Annotated in this window: 14 protein-coding genes and 1 rRNA gene; 7 read left to right on the forward strand and 8 right to left on the reverse strand. The window is 44.3% G+C overall.

From position 1 onward, the window contains the following. The first annotated feature begins 108 nt into the window (after window positions 1-108). The 7 genes from LJ707_RS05190 (at window position 109) to LJ707_RS05220 (ending at window position 8,180) form a co-directional block, all read left to right on the forward strand. Window positions 109-1,338, forward strand: a complete 1,230-nt coding sequence (locus tag LJ707_RS05190) for a DUF2264 domain-containing protein (RefSeq protein ID WP_228949734.1) — start codon at window positions 109-111, stop codon at window positions 1,336-1,338. 6 nt (window positions 1,339-1,344) lie between these two features. Then, on the forward strand, window positions 1,345-2,667 hold the full coding sequence (locus tag LJ707_RS05195) for a BNR repeat-containing protein (protein ID WP_228949735.1): 1,323 nt from the start codon (window positions 1,345-1,347) through the stop codon (window positions 2,665-2,667). Continuing rightward, window positions 2,664-3,857, forward strand: a complete 1,194-nt coding sequence (locus LJ707_RS05200) for a glycoside hydrolase family 88 protein (RefSeq protein WP_228949736.1) — start codon at window positions 2,664-2,666, stop codon at window positions 3,855-3,857. The genes LJ707_RS05195 and LJ707_RS05200 overlap by 4 nt, the downstream gene beginning before the upstream one ends. Further along, entirely contained in the window at window positions 3,857-5,044 is a 1,188-nt protein-coding gene (locus LJ707_RS05205; RefSeq protein ID WP_228949737.1) for a DUF4861 domain-containing protein, read from the forward strand. Before LJ707_RS05200 ends, LJ707_RS05205 begins: the two co-directional genes overlap by 1 nt. Before the next feature lie 30 nt (window positions 5,045-5,074). After that, window positions 5,075-5,911, forward strand: coding sequence for a 5-dehydro-4-deoxy-D-glucuronate isomerase (gene kduI, locus LJ707_RS05210; RefSeq protein ID WP_228949738.1), 837 nt, complete (start codon window positions 5,075-5,077; stop codon window positions 5,909-5,911). 10 nt (window positions 5,912-5,921) lie between these two features. Continuing rightward, the gene (locus LJ707_RS05215) at window positions 5,922-6,704 is read left to right on the forward strand and encodes a gluconate 5-dehydrogenase (RefSeq protein WP_228949739.1); all 783 of its coding nucleotides are present in this window, start codon (window positions 5,922-5,924) and stop codon (window positions 6,702-6,704) included. Window positions 6,705-6,794: 90 nt separating this feature from the next. Next, window positions 6,795-8,180 carry an MFS transporter gene (locus LJ707_RS05220; protein WP_228949740.1) on the forward strand — a complete coding sequence of 462 codons (1,386 nt, stop codon included), beginning with the start codon at window positions 6,795-6,797 and terminating at the stop codon, window positions 8,178-8,180. A gap of 17 nt (window positions 8,181-8,197) precedes the next feature. On the opposite strand, the gene LJ707_RS05225 is transcribed toward LJ707_RS05220, so the two are convergent. From LJ707_RS05225 to rrf, 8 genes are all read right to left on the reverse strand, one after another. After that, window positions 8,198-9,217 (reverse strand): DUF6268 family outer membrane beta-barrel protein, encoded by a 1,020-nt coding sequence (locus tag LJ707_RS05225; RefSeq protein ID WP_228949741.1) that lies wholly within the window; start codon window positions 9,215-9,217, stop codon window positions 8,198-8,200. A 100-nt stretch (window positions 9,218-9,317) separates the two neighbouring features. Next, window positions 9,318-12,434, reverse strand: coding sequence for an efflux RND transporter permease subunit (locus LJ707_RS05230; RefSeq protein ID WP_228949742.1), 3,117 nt, complete (start codon window positions 12,432-12,434; stop codon window positions 9,318-9,320). Next, window positions 12,416-12,571, reverse strand: coding sequence for a hypothetical protein (locus LJ707_RS05235; protein WP_228949743.1), 156 nt, complete (start codon window positions 12,569-12,571; stop codon window positions 12,416-12,418). The genes LJ707_RS05230 and LJ707_RS05235 overlap by 19 nt, the downstream gene beginning before the upstream one ends. Before the next feature lie 12 nt (window positions 12,572-12,583). Next, window positions 12,584-13,642 (reverse strand): efflux RND transporter periplasmic adaptor subunit, encoded by a 1,059-nt coding sequence (locus tag LJ707_RS05240; RefSeq protein WP_228949744.1) that lies wholly within the window; start codon window positions 13,640-13,642, stop codon window positions 12,584-12,586. 8 nt (window positions 13,643-13,650) lie between these two features. After that, complete coding sequence (locus tag LJ707_RS05245) at window positions 13,651-14,985, reverse strand: TolC family protein (RefSeq protein WP_228949745.1); 1,335 nt, start codon at window positions 14,983-14,985, stop codon at window positions 13,651-13,653. A 153-nt stretch (window positions 14,986-15,138) separates the two neighbouring features. Continuing rightward, window positions 15,139-15,897: a LytTR family DNA-binding domain-containing protein gene (locus LJ707_RS05250; RefSeq protein WP_228949746.1), complete on the reverse strand. Its 759-nt coding sequence runs from the start codon at window positions 15,895-15,897 to the stop codon at window positions 15,139-15,141. After that, window positions 15,878-16,669, reverse strand: a complete 792-nt coding sequence (locus LJ707_RS05255) for a sensor histidine kinase (RefSeq protein ID WP_228949747.1) — start codon at window positions 16,667-16,669, stop codon at window positions 15,878-15,880. The genes LJ707_RS05250 and LJ707_RS05255 overlap by 20 nt, the downstream gene beginning before the upstream one ends. Window positions 16,670-17,131: 462 nt before the next feature. After that, window positions 17,132-17,233, reverse strand: a 5S ribosomal RNA gene (gene rrf, locus LJ707_RS05260); the annotation flags it as partial.

The raw sequence follows: 17,233 nt of genomic DNA on the forward strand, positions 1-17,233 counted from the left end.
ATGGTTACTTAGCATTTGGCTTTTTCGTGCTAAATTGCCATTGCAGTTAACCAATATTACCTTGCCCCTGCTGTGGCGTGTGTAATGATACCTATTGAACCGATTTTTATGCAGCGCTACCTATTTTTATTATTTGTTCTGATACTGTGCTTTTCATCTGCCTTAGCACAGCAAAAAGGCAGCGGACCGGCAGACCGTAAGCTATGGCTGCAATACATGGATAAAGTAGCCCGTCCGGTTATGTACAATCTCGGCAACGATCAGTTAAAAAAAACCATGCCCGTAAAGTTGCCCGATAATACCGATAACCGGACATCAAGAACACAGGTAGCTTACCTTGAAGCGTTTGGCCGTACACTGAACGGAATAGCGCCATGGCTGCAACTGGAGGTTGGTAACAAAGATGAAGTGGCGTTACGAAAGCAATACCGTACATGGGCCATTAAGGCACTTGCCAACGCGGTTGATTCGCAAGCGAATGACCATATGCAATGGAGCGGCGGGCAACCCCTTGTTGATGCTTCGTTTTTGGCCTATGCCCTGGTACGCTGCCCCTGGCTTTGGGAGAACTCAACACCAAAAGTAAAGCAACAGTTGATAGATGCTTTTAAAACTACCCGCAATACTATACCCGTTTATAGCAACTGGATATTATTCAGTGCCATGATAGAAACCTTTTTTTGCAGGTACGACCTGCCTTATGATGCGGTACGTACAGAATATGCCATACGTGAATTTACCGAACACTGGTATGTGGGTGATGGTTTATATTCGGACGGGATGAGCTTTAACCTCGACTATTACAATAGTATTGTTATACATCCCTTTTTAAGCACGATACTTGATGTGCTCAGCCTAAAAAACAAACGTTACCAACAGCAACAGCAATTTGAACTTACCGCGGGCAAACGCTACGCCCAGATATTAGAGCGCCTTATTAATACCGATGGCAGCTACCCTGCATTGGGCCGATCAATTGTATATCGCGGCGGAGTGTTTCATCACCTGGCTAACATGGCTTATACTAAACAGTTACCTCAAAACTTATCGGCGGCACAGGTTAGGGGCGCCTTAACGGCAGTGATTACTAAAACACTTGGCGCACCTAAAACCTTTACAGGCGGCTGGCTTAATATTGGCTTATATGGGCAGCAGCCCGGCCTGGCCGATTTTTATATTACTACAGGTAGCCTGTACATCTGCTCAACCCTGTTTTTACCGCTCGGCCTGCCCGAAAGCGATGAATTCTGGTCATCCACACCGGAGCCGTGGACAGCCGTAAAAATTTGGTCGGGGCAAAATGCCGATGCTGACCACGCGCTTGAGATCAAAAAATAATTTATTATGACGGGCATCACAATAAACATTAAAACCTTACTTACATCAATAACAGTACTTTTTATTACCAGCCTGGGATATGCCCAAAGCAGTGTAATAGCTACTGATGGCTGGGCAAACAATTCGGTTAACACAGTCATCTTCCGTAAAAATTCGCTGGTAAGTTTTAAGGATGAACAATACGCCGCTTATTATGATACTGCGCAGTATATGGTGCTGGCAAAACGCAAACTGGTCGCAACACAATGGCAAACCTTACGTACGCCTTATACCGGCGACGCGGCAGACGCTCATAAATGTATCAGCATAATGGTTGATGGCGATGGCTACCTGCACGTTGCCTGGGGACTGCATAATGAGCCTTTAAATTATTGCAAAAGCGTTAAACCGGGCAGCCTTGAACTTAGTGCCAAAACTATAATGACAGGCGATGGCGAGGATAAGGTAAGCTACCCTGAATTTTACCGCATACCATCCGGCGATCTGCTTTTTTTGTACCGAAATGGCAAATCAGGTAATGGCAGCCTGGCCATTAATAGGTATGACCTGAAATTAAAAAAGTGGATACGCGTGCAGGATAACCTGATAGACGGCGAGGGTAAACGCAATGCTTACTGGCAAACTACCATTGATAAAAAAGGAATTATTCATCTATCGTGGGTGTGGCGCGAAAGCCCTGATGTAGCCAGCAATCACGATATATGTTACGCGCGATCAGCCGATGGCGGGCTAACCTGGCAACGCTCGAACAGCAAAAAATACAAACTGCCCATTACAGCCGCTACCGCTGAATATGCCTGCAATATACCCCGGCAAAGCCAGCTCATAAATCAAACCAGCATGTTTGCCGATGATAAAAGCAATCCGTACATTGCCACTTATTATTGTAAAAAAGGCGATCCTGTACCGCAATACCATATTATTTACCTGAGCAAGGGCCGTTGGGCAGTAGCTGATCTGGATTTTAGAAAAACGGCTTTCAGTTTAAGTGGCTTTGGTACTAAAAGCATACCGGTATCGCGCCCGCAAATTATTGCATGGAATAGTAAGGGCCGGCTTTCGGCAGCCCTGATATTCAGGGATGCCGAGCGTGGCAGCAAGGCATCAATGGCGTTAAGCCATAACCTTGCCGCAAATGTGTGGCAAATTGAGGATATAACCTCAGGCAGTGTTGGCTCATGGGAACCTACTTATGATACTGAACTATGGAAAACGCACCAAAAACTACATCTGTTTATGCAAATGAATACACAGGTTGATGGTGAGGGCAAAGCCGATGTTGCGGCACAGCCCGTAAGTGTTATTGAACTTAACAAGTTTCTGCAATGATAAAACATCTATCTAAAACAGCGCTGCTGCTTATTGCTCTTGCCGGATGCAAAAGCCGCGACGAAGTGAGCAAGCAGCCCGAAGATGCCTTAAAGGCAGCCGTTAAACATTATGAATACCTGGCAGCGCAGGTTGAGCCCGGTAAATACCCAAAAACATATCACGCCAATAAAAAACAATTGGAAACCAGCGGATCCGACTGGTGGTGCAGCGGCTTTTTTCCGGGTACACTGCTATACCTTGATGAAGCGCAGAACGCGCCACACTTGAAGGAAAAAGCCCTGGCTGTGCTTGAAGACCTGAAGCGCGAGCAGTATAATAAAACCACGCATGACCTGGGCTTTATGATGTATTGCAGTTTTGGCAACGCCGAAAGGCTCAACCCAAAAAAGGAATATGAGGATGTGCTGATGCAGAGCGCGAAATCACTTATTACCCGGTACAAACCGGCAGCAAAGTGCATACAATCATGGGATAGTGCACCCTGGAATAATGCCGGGCCTGATGAGATGCCCGTGATCATTGATAACATGATGAACCTGGAACTGCTGTTTTGGGCCAGCAAATTCAGTGGCGACAGCACTTACAAAAGCATCGCCATAAACCATGCTAATACTACCATGCTAAACCACTTCAGGCCCGACTATAGCACCTACCACGTTGTGATTTACAATAAAAATACCGGCAAGGCAACCAAGCGCATCACGGCGCAGGGTACTGCCGATAATTCCTCGTGGGCGCGGGGCCAGGCCTGGGGCTTATACGGTTATACCGTAATGTATCGTGAAACAAAGGATGACAAGTACCTGCAACAGGCAAACCACATTGCCAATTACATACTAACCTTACCTACCATGCCTAAAAACCTGATCCCTTACTGGGATTACCAGGCACCGGGCATACCTAACGCCCTGCACGATTCGTCAGCAGGCGCTATTACCGCATCGGCACTGATTGAATTAAGTGGATATGTTGATAAAGAGCTGTCGGCAAAATATGTTAACGCGGCTAAAACTATACTTACAGCCCTGTCAAGCCCCGAATACTTTGCAGAGCAAGGCACAAACGGCGGTTTTTTATTAAAACACGGCGTAGGCAATATGCCCAACAAAACCGAAATTGACGTACCGCTTAGCTATGGCGACTATTATTTTGTAGAAGCGCTGATGCGTTATCAAAAGCTTAAATAATGCGTATTAAACAATTATTACTAATCACATTCGCCCCGGTATTATTTGCCTGTCAAAAAGCGAATGCACAGCAAACCCTTGGTATACAGGTAAAAAACCAGCTCACCATTCAACGCAACGAAGTAGTAAGCATCGAAGTAAAAAGCATCAGTAAATTCCTTAAAGGAAAAATACAAACAGACATTCGTATACAAAACAAACAAACCGGCAATATTGAACCGCTGCAATGGGTTGATAATAACAGCGATGGCAAAGCCGATGAATTATTGTTTGTAGCCAGTGTGCCTGCGGGCGGTAATACAGCCTATACCCTGTTAGCTGATGGTACAATAATACAACCCGAAAGCAAGGTAACAGCCTACTCGCGCTTTGTGCCTGAACGTACAGACGATTATGCCTGGGAGAATGACCGTGTAGCCTTTCGCACCTATGGCCCCGACGCGCAGCGCCGAACAGAGCAGCACCTGGAGAACGGCACACTGAGCAGCGGCATTGACCTGTGGCTTAAACGCACTACCCAACCGGTAATTGACAAATGGTATAAAGGCTATCTTACTGATCCGGGCTTTTACCATACCGATCATGGTGAAGGTTATGATCCTTACCATGTGGGTGCAAGCCGGGGTACAGGCGGTACAGGTATATGGGTGAATGACAGCTTGCAGGTTTCAAAAAACTTTGTAACCTATAAAACCATAGCCGATGGCCCCTTACGTACAATTTTTGAACTCACTTATGCCCCATATGGCCCTTACCAGGTAACTGAAACCAAACACATATCACTTGATGTGGGCAGCAATTTCAGCAAGTTTGAGATAACTTATACCTCGGCCAAACCGCTGCCAAATTATACTATCGGCATCACCTTACATAAAAATGAGGGGCATACAAGCATAAATACATCGCAAGGCATATTTAGTCATCACGAAGATATTGATAACGTATACATTGGCGAGGGCATAGTAATTAAGCCGGATGTGGTACAAAAAGCGTTTGCCAATAAAAGCAAAACACCCGATCAGAGTAACCTGCTTGTGCTTACCAAACCAGCGGGTAAAGTGATTTATTATGCCGGTTTTGCCTGGCAAAAAAGCGGACAAATAAAACACAGTGCCGATTGGGAAGCTATGCTGAAACAACAAGCGCAGATAATAGCGCATCCGTTAGCAGTAAGCATAAAACAGTAAACTTAAATAATCATCTACATAAAATTATACATGACCATTTCAGAATTCAGATACGCGCATCATCCCGAAGATGTAAAAACATATACTACCGAAAAATTGCGTGAGCATTTTTTAATACCTACCCTTTTTGAGGATGATACCATACGCCTGGTGTACACCATGTATGATAGGTATATAGTTGGCGGCGCCTTCCCTGTAAGCAAACCGCTTGTGCTCGAAACCATTGACGAATTAAAGGCTGACTATTTTTTAGAGCGCCGCGAGTTAGGCATTATTAACGTTGGCGGCAAAGGCATAGTAAAGGTTGACGGCGTTGTTTACGAACTCTCAAAAAAAGAAGCACTTTACGTAGGCAAAGGCGTTAAGGAGGTTATTTTTGAACGAAGTGCAGACGAGCAGCCATACTTTTACATCAACTCGGCTCCCGCGCATCACGCCTATCCTACACAAAAAGTAAGCAAGACTGATGCCGAGGTGATAGAGCTTGGCGAGCAAAGAACAGCTAACCGCCGAACGCTCAATAAACTGATTGTTAACAGCATAGTTAAAACCTGCCAGCTACAGATGGGGCTTACCGAACTGCATGAAGGCAACGTTTGGAATACCATGCCTTCGCACACGCATACCCGCCGTATGGAAGCCTATTTTTATTTTGACCTGCCCGAGGGACAAACGGTAAGCCACTTTATGGGGCAACCGCATGAAACACGGCATATTTTTATGCAGGGCAACCAAGCCGTGATCAGTCCGGAATGGAGCATACACTCGGGCTGTGGCACCAGCAACTACTCATTTATATGGGGTATGGCCGGTGAAAATCTGGATTATGGCGATATGGATGCTGTGCCCACAGCCGGTTTAAAGTAATACATCACATATGCAACTATTCAGTTTAAAAGGAAAAACAGCCGTAATAACCGGTGGTACGCACGGGTTAGGTATGGCCATGGCCGAGGGGCTGGCAAAAGCCGGTGCCAGGCTGATCATTACCAGCACTACCCCCGCTAAACTTGCTGATGCTTTGGCACACTATAAAGCCCAGGGGTACGAGGCATCAGGATATATTTTTGATGTTACCGATGAACCCGCGGCTACTGTAAACGTAGCTAAAATGGAAGCTGAACATGGCCCTATTGATATATTGGTGAATAATGCGGGCATCATTAAACGGGTATTAGCTGTTGATATGCCGGTAGAGGATTTTAGGCGCGTAATAGATGTTGACCTTGTTGGCGCGTTTATTATGAGCCGCCTGGTTGCTAAAGGCATGATTGCCCGCCGCAGCGGCAAGATCATCAATATATGCTCGATGATGAGCGAACTGGGCCGCACCAACGTTACCGCTTATGCCGCGGCAAAAGGCGGCCTTAAAATGCTAACCCGCAACCTGGCTACCGAATGGGCACCACACAACATACAGGTTAACGGCATTGGCCCCGGTTATTATGCAACCAGCCAAACCGCCCCCATCCGGGTGGATGGTAACCCGTTCAATGAATTTATTATCAGCCGCACGCCTGCCGGGCGTTGGGGCGACCCGCAGGATCTGGCAGGTACAGCCATTTTTTTGGCATCCGATGCAAGTAATTTTATAAACGGGCAGATCATTTATGTTGATGGCGGCTTACTGGCTACCATTGGCAAACCGGCAAATGAATAATATATCACAACATACAGATCAATAAACAAAATGGATTAAATATTTCTACATACATCAGCTACCAAACCAATTATAACCAAAATTATACCTATGAATCAACTTGCTGTTAAACCGGCCGGAAAATACCGGTGGACGATCTGCGCTCTCCTGTTTGTGGCCACTACAATAAATTACCTTGACAGGCAGGTGCTTAGCCTGCTGCAACCTTACCTTGAAGAGAAATTTAAATGGACAAATAGCGATTATGCCAACATAACCGCCGTTTTTCAATTCGCTTACGCGGTAAGTATGTTATTTGCAGGCCGTATTGTTGATTGGCTTGATACCAAGTGGGGTTATGGCTGGGCAATCATCTTATGGTCATTAGCGGCTATGGTACATGCCTTATCAATTCCCATTGGCGAGGGCATTACTACATTATTGGGTTGGGCAGGTATCTCGTTATTTTCAGTATCAGTAACGGGTTTTATTGTGAGCCGCGTACTACTTGCTTTTGGCGAGGCGGGCAACTTTCCGGCGGCAATAAAAGCTATTGCAGAGTATTTTCCGAAAAAAGAACGGTCGTTCGCTACCGGTATATTTAACTCGGGCGCTAATATTGGCGCTGTACTGGCACCGCTTACCATACCGTGGATCTACGCCAACTGGGGCTGGGAGTCGGCATTTGTTTTGATTGGTGCCTGCGGCTTTCTGTGGCTGATATTCTGGCTGATATTTTATGAAAAACCTGAAAAGCAAAAGCGCCTCGGCGCTGCAGAGTTTGAATATATTAACAGCGACCGGGAAATTCAGCCCGATGAACTGGAAGTGGTAGAGGGAGCTGCTGAAAGCAAAGTTACCTGGTTAAGGCTTTTAGGATATAAACAAACCTGGGCTTTTATATTTGGCAAAATGCTTACCGATGGCATATTCTGGTTTTTTTTATTTTGGTTACCGGCATACCTTAAAGCACAATACAATATAGTGGGCGAAGGTGTTATGATACCCCTTGCAACTGTGTATTCATTAAGTATGATAGGCAGCATCACCGGCGGATGGCTGCCCATGCACTTTATTAAAAAAGGCTATAATGTTTTTGAGGGGCGTATTAAGGCCATGTTCATCATAGCGCTTTTTCCATTAGCTATTTTAGCCGCGCAGCCGCTGGGAGGTATCTCCTATTGGATACCTATCTTTCTTATCGGCATCGGCGCGGCGGCTCACCAGGCGTGGAGCGCTAATATTTTTACTACTGTTAGCGATATGTTCCCTAAAAGGGCTATTGGCTCAGTAGTAGGTATGGGTGGCATGGCAGGTGGTTTAGGTGGCGTATTCGTATCAAAAATAAGCGGTGCTTTGTTTGATCATTATAAAGCGCTTGGCCATATTGAAACAGGCTATACCATAGTATTTACAGTATCAGCCATAGCTTATTTGGTTGCCTGGAGCCTGATTAAATTATTGGTGCCCAAATACAAGCCGGTAGTACTTGATTAATATTATAATGTAATACTTTATAGCCTAAAAAACGGCAATACCGAAACCGTAAAGTTGAAATACATGGATGGGTTTATTTTGTTACGTAAAAAGTAATCGCCTGCGTTTTGATTAAGCTCAAACTCACGGGCTTGCAGGTTGGTTAGTAAACCGGTGCTAAAGCCTAATATTATTTTTTTACTCACCCGGTATTCAACCCCCGGCCCGGTTTTCAGGTCGATGGTACTGTAGTTGCCATCACGGGGCAGTTCCGGATTATTGTGCCTGAAAAACGCGATCGACCCCGAAAGCGTAGTACCGAAACTTGCCCATAAATTTGGCGATAGTGTTTTACGTACCGATACCTGCTGTGGCATATTGATATTCAGTTCAATGTCGTTATTAAATTTGCGCCAGTAAGTAAACAAGGGCACTACAGGTACATTAATTGATGGATCAATATTAAGCAGCAAACCTACGCTCGACCGCATATTGCGTGTTTGTTTAATGGTAAATATCATACCACCCAAATAACTCATTTTTTGTACAGAGCTTGCCCTGCTGGTTAACCCTGATACACTGGCAGTATAAACTACCGGATGCCCGAACAGTGAGTCGATGCGTAAAAAGCTGCCTGTAAAACCTACGGTAAATTTATTTACCACCCTGCCCTCAAAATCAGGCAGGTTATCCTGGTATGTGGTTACATCATTTAACTGAAATCTTTGGTGAAACATACTAAATGAGGCTGTAATCGTATTTTTACCCCATGATTTTAGCGGCAGGTTAAAAAGCGCTGTTGTACGGCGCTGATTAAGTTTTCCGTCCAACAGTTTGTTGCCATGCAGGTAGCTGGTAATATCGCTGCCGCCAATAAAATCGGTTGTTACGGTAAGCTGGCGTAATGTAGGGTTACGTATGGCCGCTTCGGTAAGGTAAAAGTTTTTAATGGAATCTGTCATCCTCTTTTTATACGCGTCGGCGGTGTTTTGGGCATAAATGTCTTTTACTGCAAACAGTAAAACCAAAATAAAAATGTGGCGGATCTTCATAAACATTGTGTAAGTGTGGTGATAAAATGCCGGGAAAAGGCAGGCGCGGCAATGCCTTATTTATTACCTGCCTTTAACCGGCTATATACAAGGTTGATTTTTGGGGCTAACTTACGGCCGGTTGTACATCTGTCTTATTTTTTGAGAAACGGTTTTTCAGTTTTTCAATGATGAGATACATAGCCGGAACTACAAACAAGGTCAGGATCATGGAGCTGGTCAATCCACCGATGATTACCCAGGCCATACCATTCTTAACTTCTGACCCTGCACCGCTTGCCAAAGCAATAGGCAGCATACCAAGTATCATGGCCAGCGTGGTCATCAATATGGGTCGTAAACGCTCCTTACCGGCTTCAATAAGCGCTTCGGTTACCTCACGCCCCTCTTCTTTAAGCTGGTTGGTAAAATCCACTATCAGGATGGCATTTTTTGATACCAAACCCAATAACATAATCACACCGATAATGGAGAATATATTGAGCGTTTCCATAGCCAAAGCCAATGCCAGCAAAGCACCTATAAGCGCTACCGGGATAGAAAAGAGTACCACAAAGGGGTATATCAAACTCTCGTAAAGCGCTACCATGATGAGATAAACCAACAGTATTGCCGTAATTAGTGCCAGGCCAAGGCTGCCAAAAGCGTCGGCCTGGTTTTTTACATCGCCCAGGTATTCAATGCTTATGCCTTGCGGTACTTTAATTTTTGTGGCCTTCGCCTTAATTTCATTGGCTACAGTACCGGTTGGCCTGCCTGCTATGTTGGCGTTCACGGTAATTGATCCCATACGGTCACTACGCTGCAAAACGCTTTCGCCTAAGCCCTCTTTAACCTCGGCAAACTGGCTTAATACAAATGTTTCGCCATCGTTATTAATAAAAGGGAGATTGCGTACATCATTTATATTTGATTTGTTGTAACGATCGAGCCCTATCAATATATCATATTCATTGCCTGATTGCTTGAACTTGCTTTTATCGTTACCGCTGAAGGCGTTTTGCAAAGCGGCACCTACCTGCCCGGCATTAATACCCAGCAAAGTCATTTTATCACGGTTAAGTTTTACTTCTACCTGTGGCTTGCGGTCTTTTACCGATAGTTCAACAAACTGCGTACCGGGTATCGTTGCCACCATTTGCTGGTATTGTTCGGCAACGCTACGTACCGCTTTCAGGTCAATACCCTTTATGGCAATTTGTATAGGTGCTTGGCTGGCATTGCCTGTAATTGATGTTGGCGATGAGGTAACTTTAACACCGGGTATAGCTTCGCTTATTTCGCGCTGCATCAATACACCAAACTCTTCAGCGGTCAGGCTGCGTTCTTTAGCATCCTTTAAAGTAATGGTAAGCTCGGCGCGGTTACTGTTATTACCGGCTCCTACTACACCACCGCTTACAAAGCCAATGCTCGAAAATACTTTTTCAACTTCGGGCCTTGCCATTATCTTTTTCTCAACCTGCTGGGTGGTCATGTTAGTTTGGTATATGGATGCCGCGGGCTCCAGTTCAAGTTTTATAAGTAGTTCGCCCTGATCACCGGATGGTATAAATGAGGCGCCGATAAAACCCTTTGCTATCAGCATTAATGAGCCCAATATCAGCACAATAACCCCTGATAGCAACCAGCGCTTTTTGTGTAATGCCACATGCAGCATTTTGCTATACTGCTCCTTAACCACATCAATAATATGCTCAAAGCCCAGGTTAAGCCTGCCCCATAAAGTAGCTTTTGTTAGATGCTCCAACCTGCCGAACCGGCTGGCCAGCATGGGCGTTACCGTGAACGATACGAACAGGCTCATCAATGTAGAGATAACCACCACCAGCGAAAACTCCTTTAGTATCGACCCGATAATACCGCCTGATAATGCCAGGGGCAAAAATACCACCACATCCACCAGGGTTATGGCCATTGCGGTAAACCCTATCTCGTTACGGCCTTCAAGCGCGGCGGTGCGCCGGTCAGATCCCATTTCGAGGTGACGATAAATATTTTCAAGCACCACGATGGAGTCATCCACCAAAATACCTACCACTAATGACATGGCCATCAGTGTCATCAGGTTCAGCGAAAACCCTAACAGGTACATGGCAATAAATGTAGGTATGATAGATGATGGCAGCGCAACCATCACAAACATGGAGCTGCGGAAGCTATGCAAAAAGGCAAGCATTACCACACCTACAATCACAATAGCCAATATCAGATCCTCCATTACCGCGTCGGCAGATCGCAGGGTGTAGGTAGACTGATCACTGGAAACGGTGAATTTCAGGTTCTGTGCTTTGTATTGCTGCTCAATATTTGCAAACGCGGCCTTTACTCCCTCGCTAACGTTAACGGCATTGGCATCGGTTTGCTTAATTACCTGTATACCGATGGATGGTACCCCGTTGATATGATTGATGGCGGTTTCTTTAGCCGTAGCATCAACCACCTCGGCAATATCGCGCAGATATACACTGCCGCCTCCGGGCCTTTGCTGAACAATGAGATTACGTATCTGCTCAACCGAGCTAACATTGGCATCGTACTGAATAGATACCTGCTGGTTTTTTGTTTCGATGCTACCTGCCGGGAAGGATTGATTGGCATTATTAACCGCATCAGTAACCTGGGTAATACTGAGGCCGTAAGCCCTCAGCTTGCCCTGATCAATGTTTACCTGTATCTGCCTTTCATCACCACCAATAATGTTTACCTGGCCTACCCCGGTAACATTTTGCAGTACAGGCTGCAGTTGCTGGTCAACCATATCATACAAAGCTTTTGGGGCGAGGGTTGAGGTAACACCGGCCTTAATTACCGGTGTTTCTTCAAGATTGATCTTGTTAACCACGGGGCGGTCAATATCGTCAGGCAGATCATTCTGCGCCTGGTCAGCCTTTCGCTGAATATCGCGCTCGGCCTTATCAACATCGGTACCGGCTTTTAATTGAACGGTGATCTGTGATACTCCTTCCTGTGAGGTGGAGTTGATCTGATCCAATCCTTCAACCGAAGCAAAGGCATCTTCCAGTTTCTTGGTTACGGATGTTTCAACCTCGGCAGCCGAAGCACCCGGGTAAACTGTGCTAACCGATACAGTTGCTACCTCAATATTTGGCAACAGCTTATAATTAAGGCTGGTATAACTTATAATACCAAACAATATAAGCACGGTAAATATTACAATGATCAATAATGGCCGCTTTACGGCTACTTCTGCAATTGACATGGATGCGTATTTTTATGATGAAGCACCGCGCGGGTAACCTTAATTTTAAGACCTGCCTGTGCCACCATCAGTATCACGATCATGATGATGATCATCGCATCTGATGATAGCCTGGAGGCAGCGCGGTGTATTGACATACTCTGTTAAAGTTATTTTGATACGGTTACCGGTGTACCATCCTTCAGATTGATCTGCCCGGAGGTTACCACCTGCTCGCCTGCGTTAAGGCCGTTGGTTACTTGTATCAAGCCACCCATTTCAGCACCTGTTTGTATTGTTTTGCGATGTGCTGTACCATTCTGAATAACATACACGGCAGCATCTTTTACGCTCTCGGTTAATGCCTCGCGCGGTATGGTTAACACCTTTTGCGTGGTTTTTTTTGAAAAATCAGTATAAACAAACGTGCCCGAGCGCAGCAGGGAGCTTTGGGTATTATCAACCATAATTTCAACCATGTAATTATGCGTTTGGTCAGCCTGCGGACTAATAAAGCTTACCTTACCATTAAACACCCTGCCCGGATAAACATCCGTAGTAATCTTCACCTTTTGCCCCTGCGTTACCAGGTATACTTCAGCTTCGGTCAGGTACACCTGTACCTTGGCCCGAGACAGGTTTACAATTGTAGCAACCTCGGCACCGGCATTTACAAACTCACCCTGCTCAACCGGCCTGGCCGATATAATGCCGCTGGTTGGCGCTTTTATAGCAGCATCGTTGAGGTTTTTACGGGTTTGATTTACCTGGTTTACGGCATCCAGATAGTTTTGCTTTATTTCGTTCACCTTTTCCTGCGTGGCGGCTTTACCTTGCAGCAGTTCTGTGTAGGTGTTCAGGTCATTTTTTAGTTTAGCGGCATTGCTTTCTGCTTTTTGCAGTTCAAGCCGCGCCGAGCGGTTATCGGTCAGCGCCAAAACCTGGCCCTGCGTAACATGATCGCCCAGCTCAAAGCGTAGCTCCAATAAATTACCACCGGTTACTGCAATTGCCTTAGCCTCCTTGAACGGAGCCAGATTGCCGGTTTTCATAATATTAATTTCCTGCAGTTGTTGTGTAACTAATGCCGCTTTAACAGGAATCCGCACATTGGTAATCTCAACAGGCTTATTTTTTTCGTTGAGTTTTTTTTTGTTGACAGAGAGCTTATAGGCGATCAGGCCCACAATCACGACAACCACAATTATTACGATATATTTAGTTTTCATTTGCTGATTTATAGAGCCGAGTAAAAATTTTTTAATGTTCCGCCAGCCTTCTCCAGGTCAATTTTTGCCAGATAGAACTGGTATAATGAGCTGAGGTAATTATTTTGTGCTTCTTTAAGAGAGTTTTGGGCATTCAGCCAATCGGTAAGGTCAGTAGTACCTTTTTGAAATTGCAGATCGGTTGTGGCAAATACTGAACGTGCCAGTTCAATATTACGGCGGTTGTTATCAACATTGCTTTGCTCCTTTACCAGTTTGGTTCGGGCATTTTCATACTCAAGCTGATACTTACCTTCGTTAAGCTTCAAATTTTCCTGGGCGTTAAGGCGTTTGTATTTAGCCTGGCTGTATTGCGCATTACGCTTAAAAAAATCAAAAATGGGGAACGTTAACTTTAAACCTACGGCCGAATAGGTAGACATGCCCGAGAATGCAGGACTAAGCTGATCGCCAAAACCTACGGCGCCATAGCGTGCATATGCTGTAAGCTTAGGTAAAAAACCGGCCTTTATCCGATCTTCATCTATTTCAAGCAATTTGGTATTTACCTCTGCTATACGATAATCGGTACGGTTGGCTGCCAAAAAACGGCTTGTGCCAATGATCGCATCAACATTAGCTGTAGTTTTAATAACCTCATTACCTTCAACCTGCAAAGCATCGGTTATAGGGTAACCCATCTCATATTTAAGTTGATTTTCGGCAAGGGTAAGGTTACTTTCGGCAACCCTGATCTGCGACAAGGCATTATTCAGATCTACAGTAACCTTATCCAGATCCTTTTGCAGGGCAACGCCCTTTTTAACTTTAAGGGCTGATACTTCTATTTGCTTTCTATACGTTTCGGTGTTTACTTTAAGCAATGATAATTGCTCGCGATAAACCATTATCTGATAATAGGCGGTACTGATGTTGTAAATAATGGCCTCATCATTTTGTTGCTGATTTAGCCCTGCCTGCCGTACATTATACCTGTTGGCTTTTAGGCCGGTAAGTAATGATTGATCGTAAATGGTTTGATCAACCTGCGCAACCCCGTTGGTATTATACTTTTTTGTAAAAGCCACCCGTTGATCTTCAGGGCCGAACACACCCGCTGGTATAACCGTTTCCTGAACTTTTAAGTTATTGTCGAGCGTACCTGTAAGGCTTAATTTAGGCAGATAATCAGCAAGTGCTTCTTTGGCCTGGGCATCGGCAATTTTTTTTTCATTAGCATACACTGCATTGCTACGGTTATTTTTCAACCCATATTCAATACAAGCCTTTAATGACCAGTTGGGCTGGGCCATCACCTTAAACGGCAGTAAAGCAATTAGTATAATTAATATTTTCCTGTTCATAACACAACGGTTAGTTAACCGATGCTGCAAAACTATCCTGATACAGGATGCCGTTGTGTTTTATGTAAATGAACGGATCAAAATAAAAACCGAAATGTACCAAAGCGCACCTGAAATGCCAGCCCGTTCAAGCGGTTTGTATAATTCTTGAACTCATTGCTCAATCCAGCGCAAAAAATCCTGAGCCTTTAATCGGCTGATGATGATTTTTTCGGGTGATGAACAATGGGTATGTACTACCAGCCTGCGGTTAAAATAGTGCTCAATGTTTTGCACCACATTGCGGTTAACCATGAACTGCCTGTTAGCTCTAAAAAAATGAGCCGGATCAAGCATAGTTTCTAACTGGTCAATAGTATATTGTGTTACATAATGCTGATCGTACAGCGCGTATAACGTTACCAATCCATTTGTTGCATGCACCAAACAAATATCATTTGTTTTTACAGGAATGATCTTTTCGCGGTAATACACTAAAATTGATTGCTTATAAGTATGGGTTATTTGCGATATCGCCTTCTGCAAATTACCTTCATATGATCCGCCGTTATAGTGCTGCTTTATGAGCCGGTATTTTTGCAGGCTTTTTTGCACCCTGTCTTCTTCTATCGGCTTAAGTAAATAGTCGATGCTGTTAGACTCAAACGCGTTGATGGCGTATTCATCAAACGCAGTGCAAAAAATTATAGGGGCAGTAATTGCAACCTCCTTAAATATCTCAAAGCTTAAACCATCACCTAACTGAATATCTGAAAATATAAGATCGGGTGTTGTATGATCACGCAACCATTTAATTGAAGCTGCTACTGAAGACAAGATTGCCAAAACGTTGATATCCTGGTCAATTGCCGTCAAAATAGTTTTCAGATCTTTGGCTGTAAGCGGTTCATCTTCAATGATGATAATGTTCATGGCTGATTATTGGCAGGGTTACGCTAAACTTATCATTGGTATTATCAATCCTGATCTCCTTATTAAACATCAACCGGAAACGGTCGCTTATATTTTGCAGGCCCAGGCCTGTACTTTCCGCCGGTACATTTTTTGGCTGATAATTATTTTCAACAACCATTTCATCATTTTGATTGATGCTGATGGTTAATAACAACGGCTGATCAGGTGATATAGCATTGTGTTTAATAGCATTTTCAACCAATAATTGTAATGATAATGGCGGAATTATATAGTTCATAAATCGCTCGGGAACATTTATGGAAACTATCAGCGCGGTATCAAAGCGCTGGTGCAGTATGTACAGGTATGAATTGATGAATGCCAACTCTTCCGACAAGCGCGATACCTGCCTTTCGCTAAAATTGAGCAGGTAACGATAAACATGTGAAAGTTGTACTACAAAATTTTTAGTATCGCCATCAGTAGCGATAGTTTTTAGCGTACTCAATGAATTAAATAAAAAATGCGGACTTATTTGTTGTTGCAACGATAATAACTGGGCACGCAGATGGGCTTGTTTAAATTGCTCGTTCTCCAGTTTTGTTTGTTGCAGCTTTTCGCTGGTATCAAGGTTGTTAATTACAATATAAGCAGCCATACTTAAAAAGAAAGAGCCTACAAGCCGGCGTAAAAAGCCAATGTAGCCGTAACCCAATTTACTTTCCGGGAAAAAGTATTCAGACGGAATCAGATAAGTTAAACCATAGCTCAATATTCCGGAAACTACCATGGCACAAAAAATACTCAATATAGCCTTGGCGTAAACAGAGTAACGGGGAAGCTGTGCATTTTTAAACCGCCCGTGTACAAGCCAGCAGCTTAGTATGGATATAGTGATAGAAACACCATGAACGGTATACTGAGGCCAATTATTAACCCTGAAAAAGCCTGGGCGCATAAGCAGCGTTCCGAAAGCCAGAATGCCGATCATGATGAAACACCACTTTAGATGATAAGTACGGAACATTTGTAAAGATAGCTACAAAATAACCTACCTATTTGCTGAGCGAAACTTTTGTGTACAATAATGAGTCTGAAATGTACATATTAAGATGTGGAATGATATAAAAGGCTATATAAGGTTATGAATTCAAACTGCTTGTAAGTAGTTTTCGTGTTACCAAAGTATATTTATGAAAAAAGTTATCCATAAAAAAAGCCCCGATCATTGCTGAAGGGGGCTGATTGTAAAGTTTGGCACCGACCTACTCTCCCACGTTTTACCGCAGTACCATCGGCTCTGGCGGGCTTAACTTCTCTGTTCGGAATGGGAAGAGGTGGACACCGCCGATAT

It is taken from the genome of Mucilaginibacter sp. UR6-1, assembly GCF_020880975.1.
Taxonomy (GTDB): Bacteria; Bacteroidota; Bacteroidia; order Sphingobacteriales; family Sphingobacteriaceae; genus Mucilaginibacter.

Excerpts from the sequence above, each read along its gene's own strand:
- LJ707_RS05235 (WP_228949743.1), bottom strand. The coding sequence starts at position 12,571 with ATGTCAATACACCGCGCTGCCTCCAGGCTATCATCAGATGCGATGATC.
- LJ707_RS05215 (WP_228949739.1), top strand. The coding sequence starts at position 5,922 with ATGCAACTATTCAGTTTAAAAGGAAAAACAGCCGTAATAACCGGTGGT.
- LJ707_RS05190 (WP_228949734.1), top strand. The coding sequence starts at position 109 with ATGCAGCGCTACCTATTTTTATTATTTGTTCTGATACTGTGCTTTTCA.
- LJ707_RS05230 (WP_228949742.1), bottom strand. The coding sequence starts at position 12,434 with ATGTCAATTGCAGAAGTAGCCGTAAAGCGGCCATTATTGATCATTGTA.
- LJ707_RS05245 (WP_228949745.1), bottom strand. The coding sequence starts at position 14,985 with ATGAACAGGAAAATATTAATTATACTAATTGCTTTACTGCCGTTTAAG.
- LJ707_RS05225 (WP_228949741.1), bottom strand. The coding sequence starts at position 9,217 with ATGTTTATGAAGATCCGCCACATTTTTATTTTGGTTTTACTGTTTGCA.
- LJ707_RS05220 (WP_228949740.1), top strand. The coding sequence starts at position 6,795 with ATGAATCAACTTGCTGTTAAACCGGCCGGAAAATACCGGTGGACGATC.
- LJ707_RS05205 (WP_228949737.1), top strand. The coding sequence starts at position 3,857 with ATGCGTATTAAACAATTATTACTAATCACATTCGCCCCGGTATTATTT.
- LJ707_RS05200 (WP_228949736.1), top strand. The coding sequence starts at position 2,664 with ATGATAAAACATCTATCTAAAACAGCGCTGCTGCTTATTGCTCTTGCC.
- kduI (WP_228949738.1), top strand. The coding sequence starts at position 5,075 with ATGACCATTTCAGAATTCAGATACGCGCATCATCCCGAAGATGTAAAA.
- LJ707_RS05195 (WP_228949735.1), top strand. The coding sequence starts at position 1,345 with ATGACGGGCATCACAATAAACATTAAAACCTTACTTACATCAATAACA.
- LJ707_RS05255 (WP_228949747.1), bottom strand. The coding sequence starts at position 16,669 with ATGGTAGTTTCCGGAATATTGAGCTATGGTTTAACTTATCTGATTCCG.
- LJ707_RS05240 (WP_228949744.1), bottom strand. The coding sequence starts at position 13,642 with ATGAAAACTAAATATATCGTAATAATTGTGGTTGTCGTGATTGTGGGC.
- LJ707_RS05250 (WP_228949746.1), bottom strand. The coding sequence starts at position 15,897 with ATGAACATTATCATCATTGAAGATGAACCGCTTACAGCCAAAGATCTG.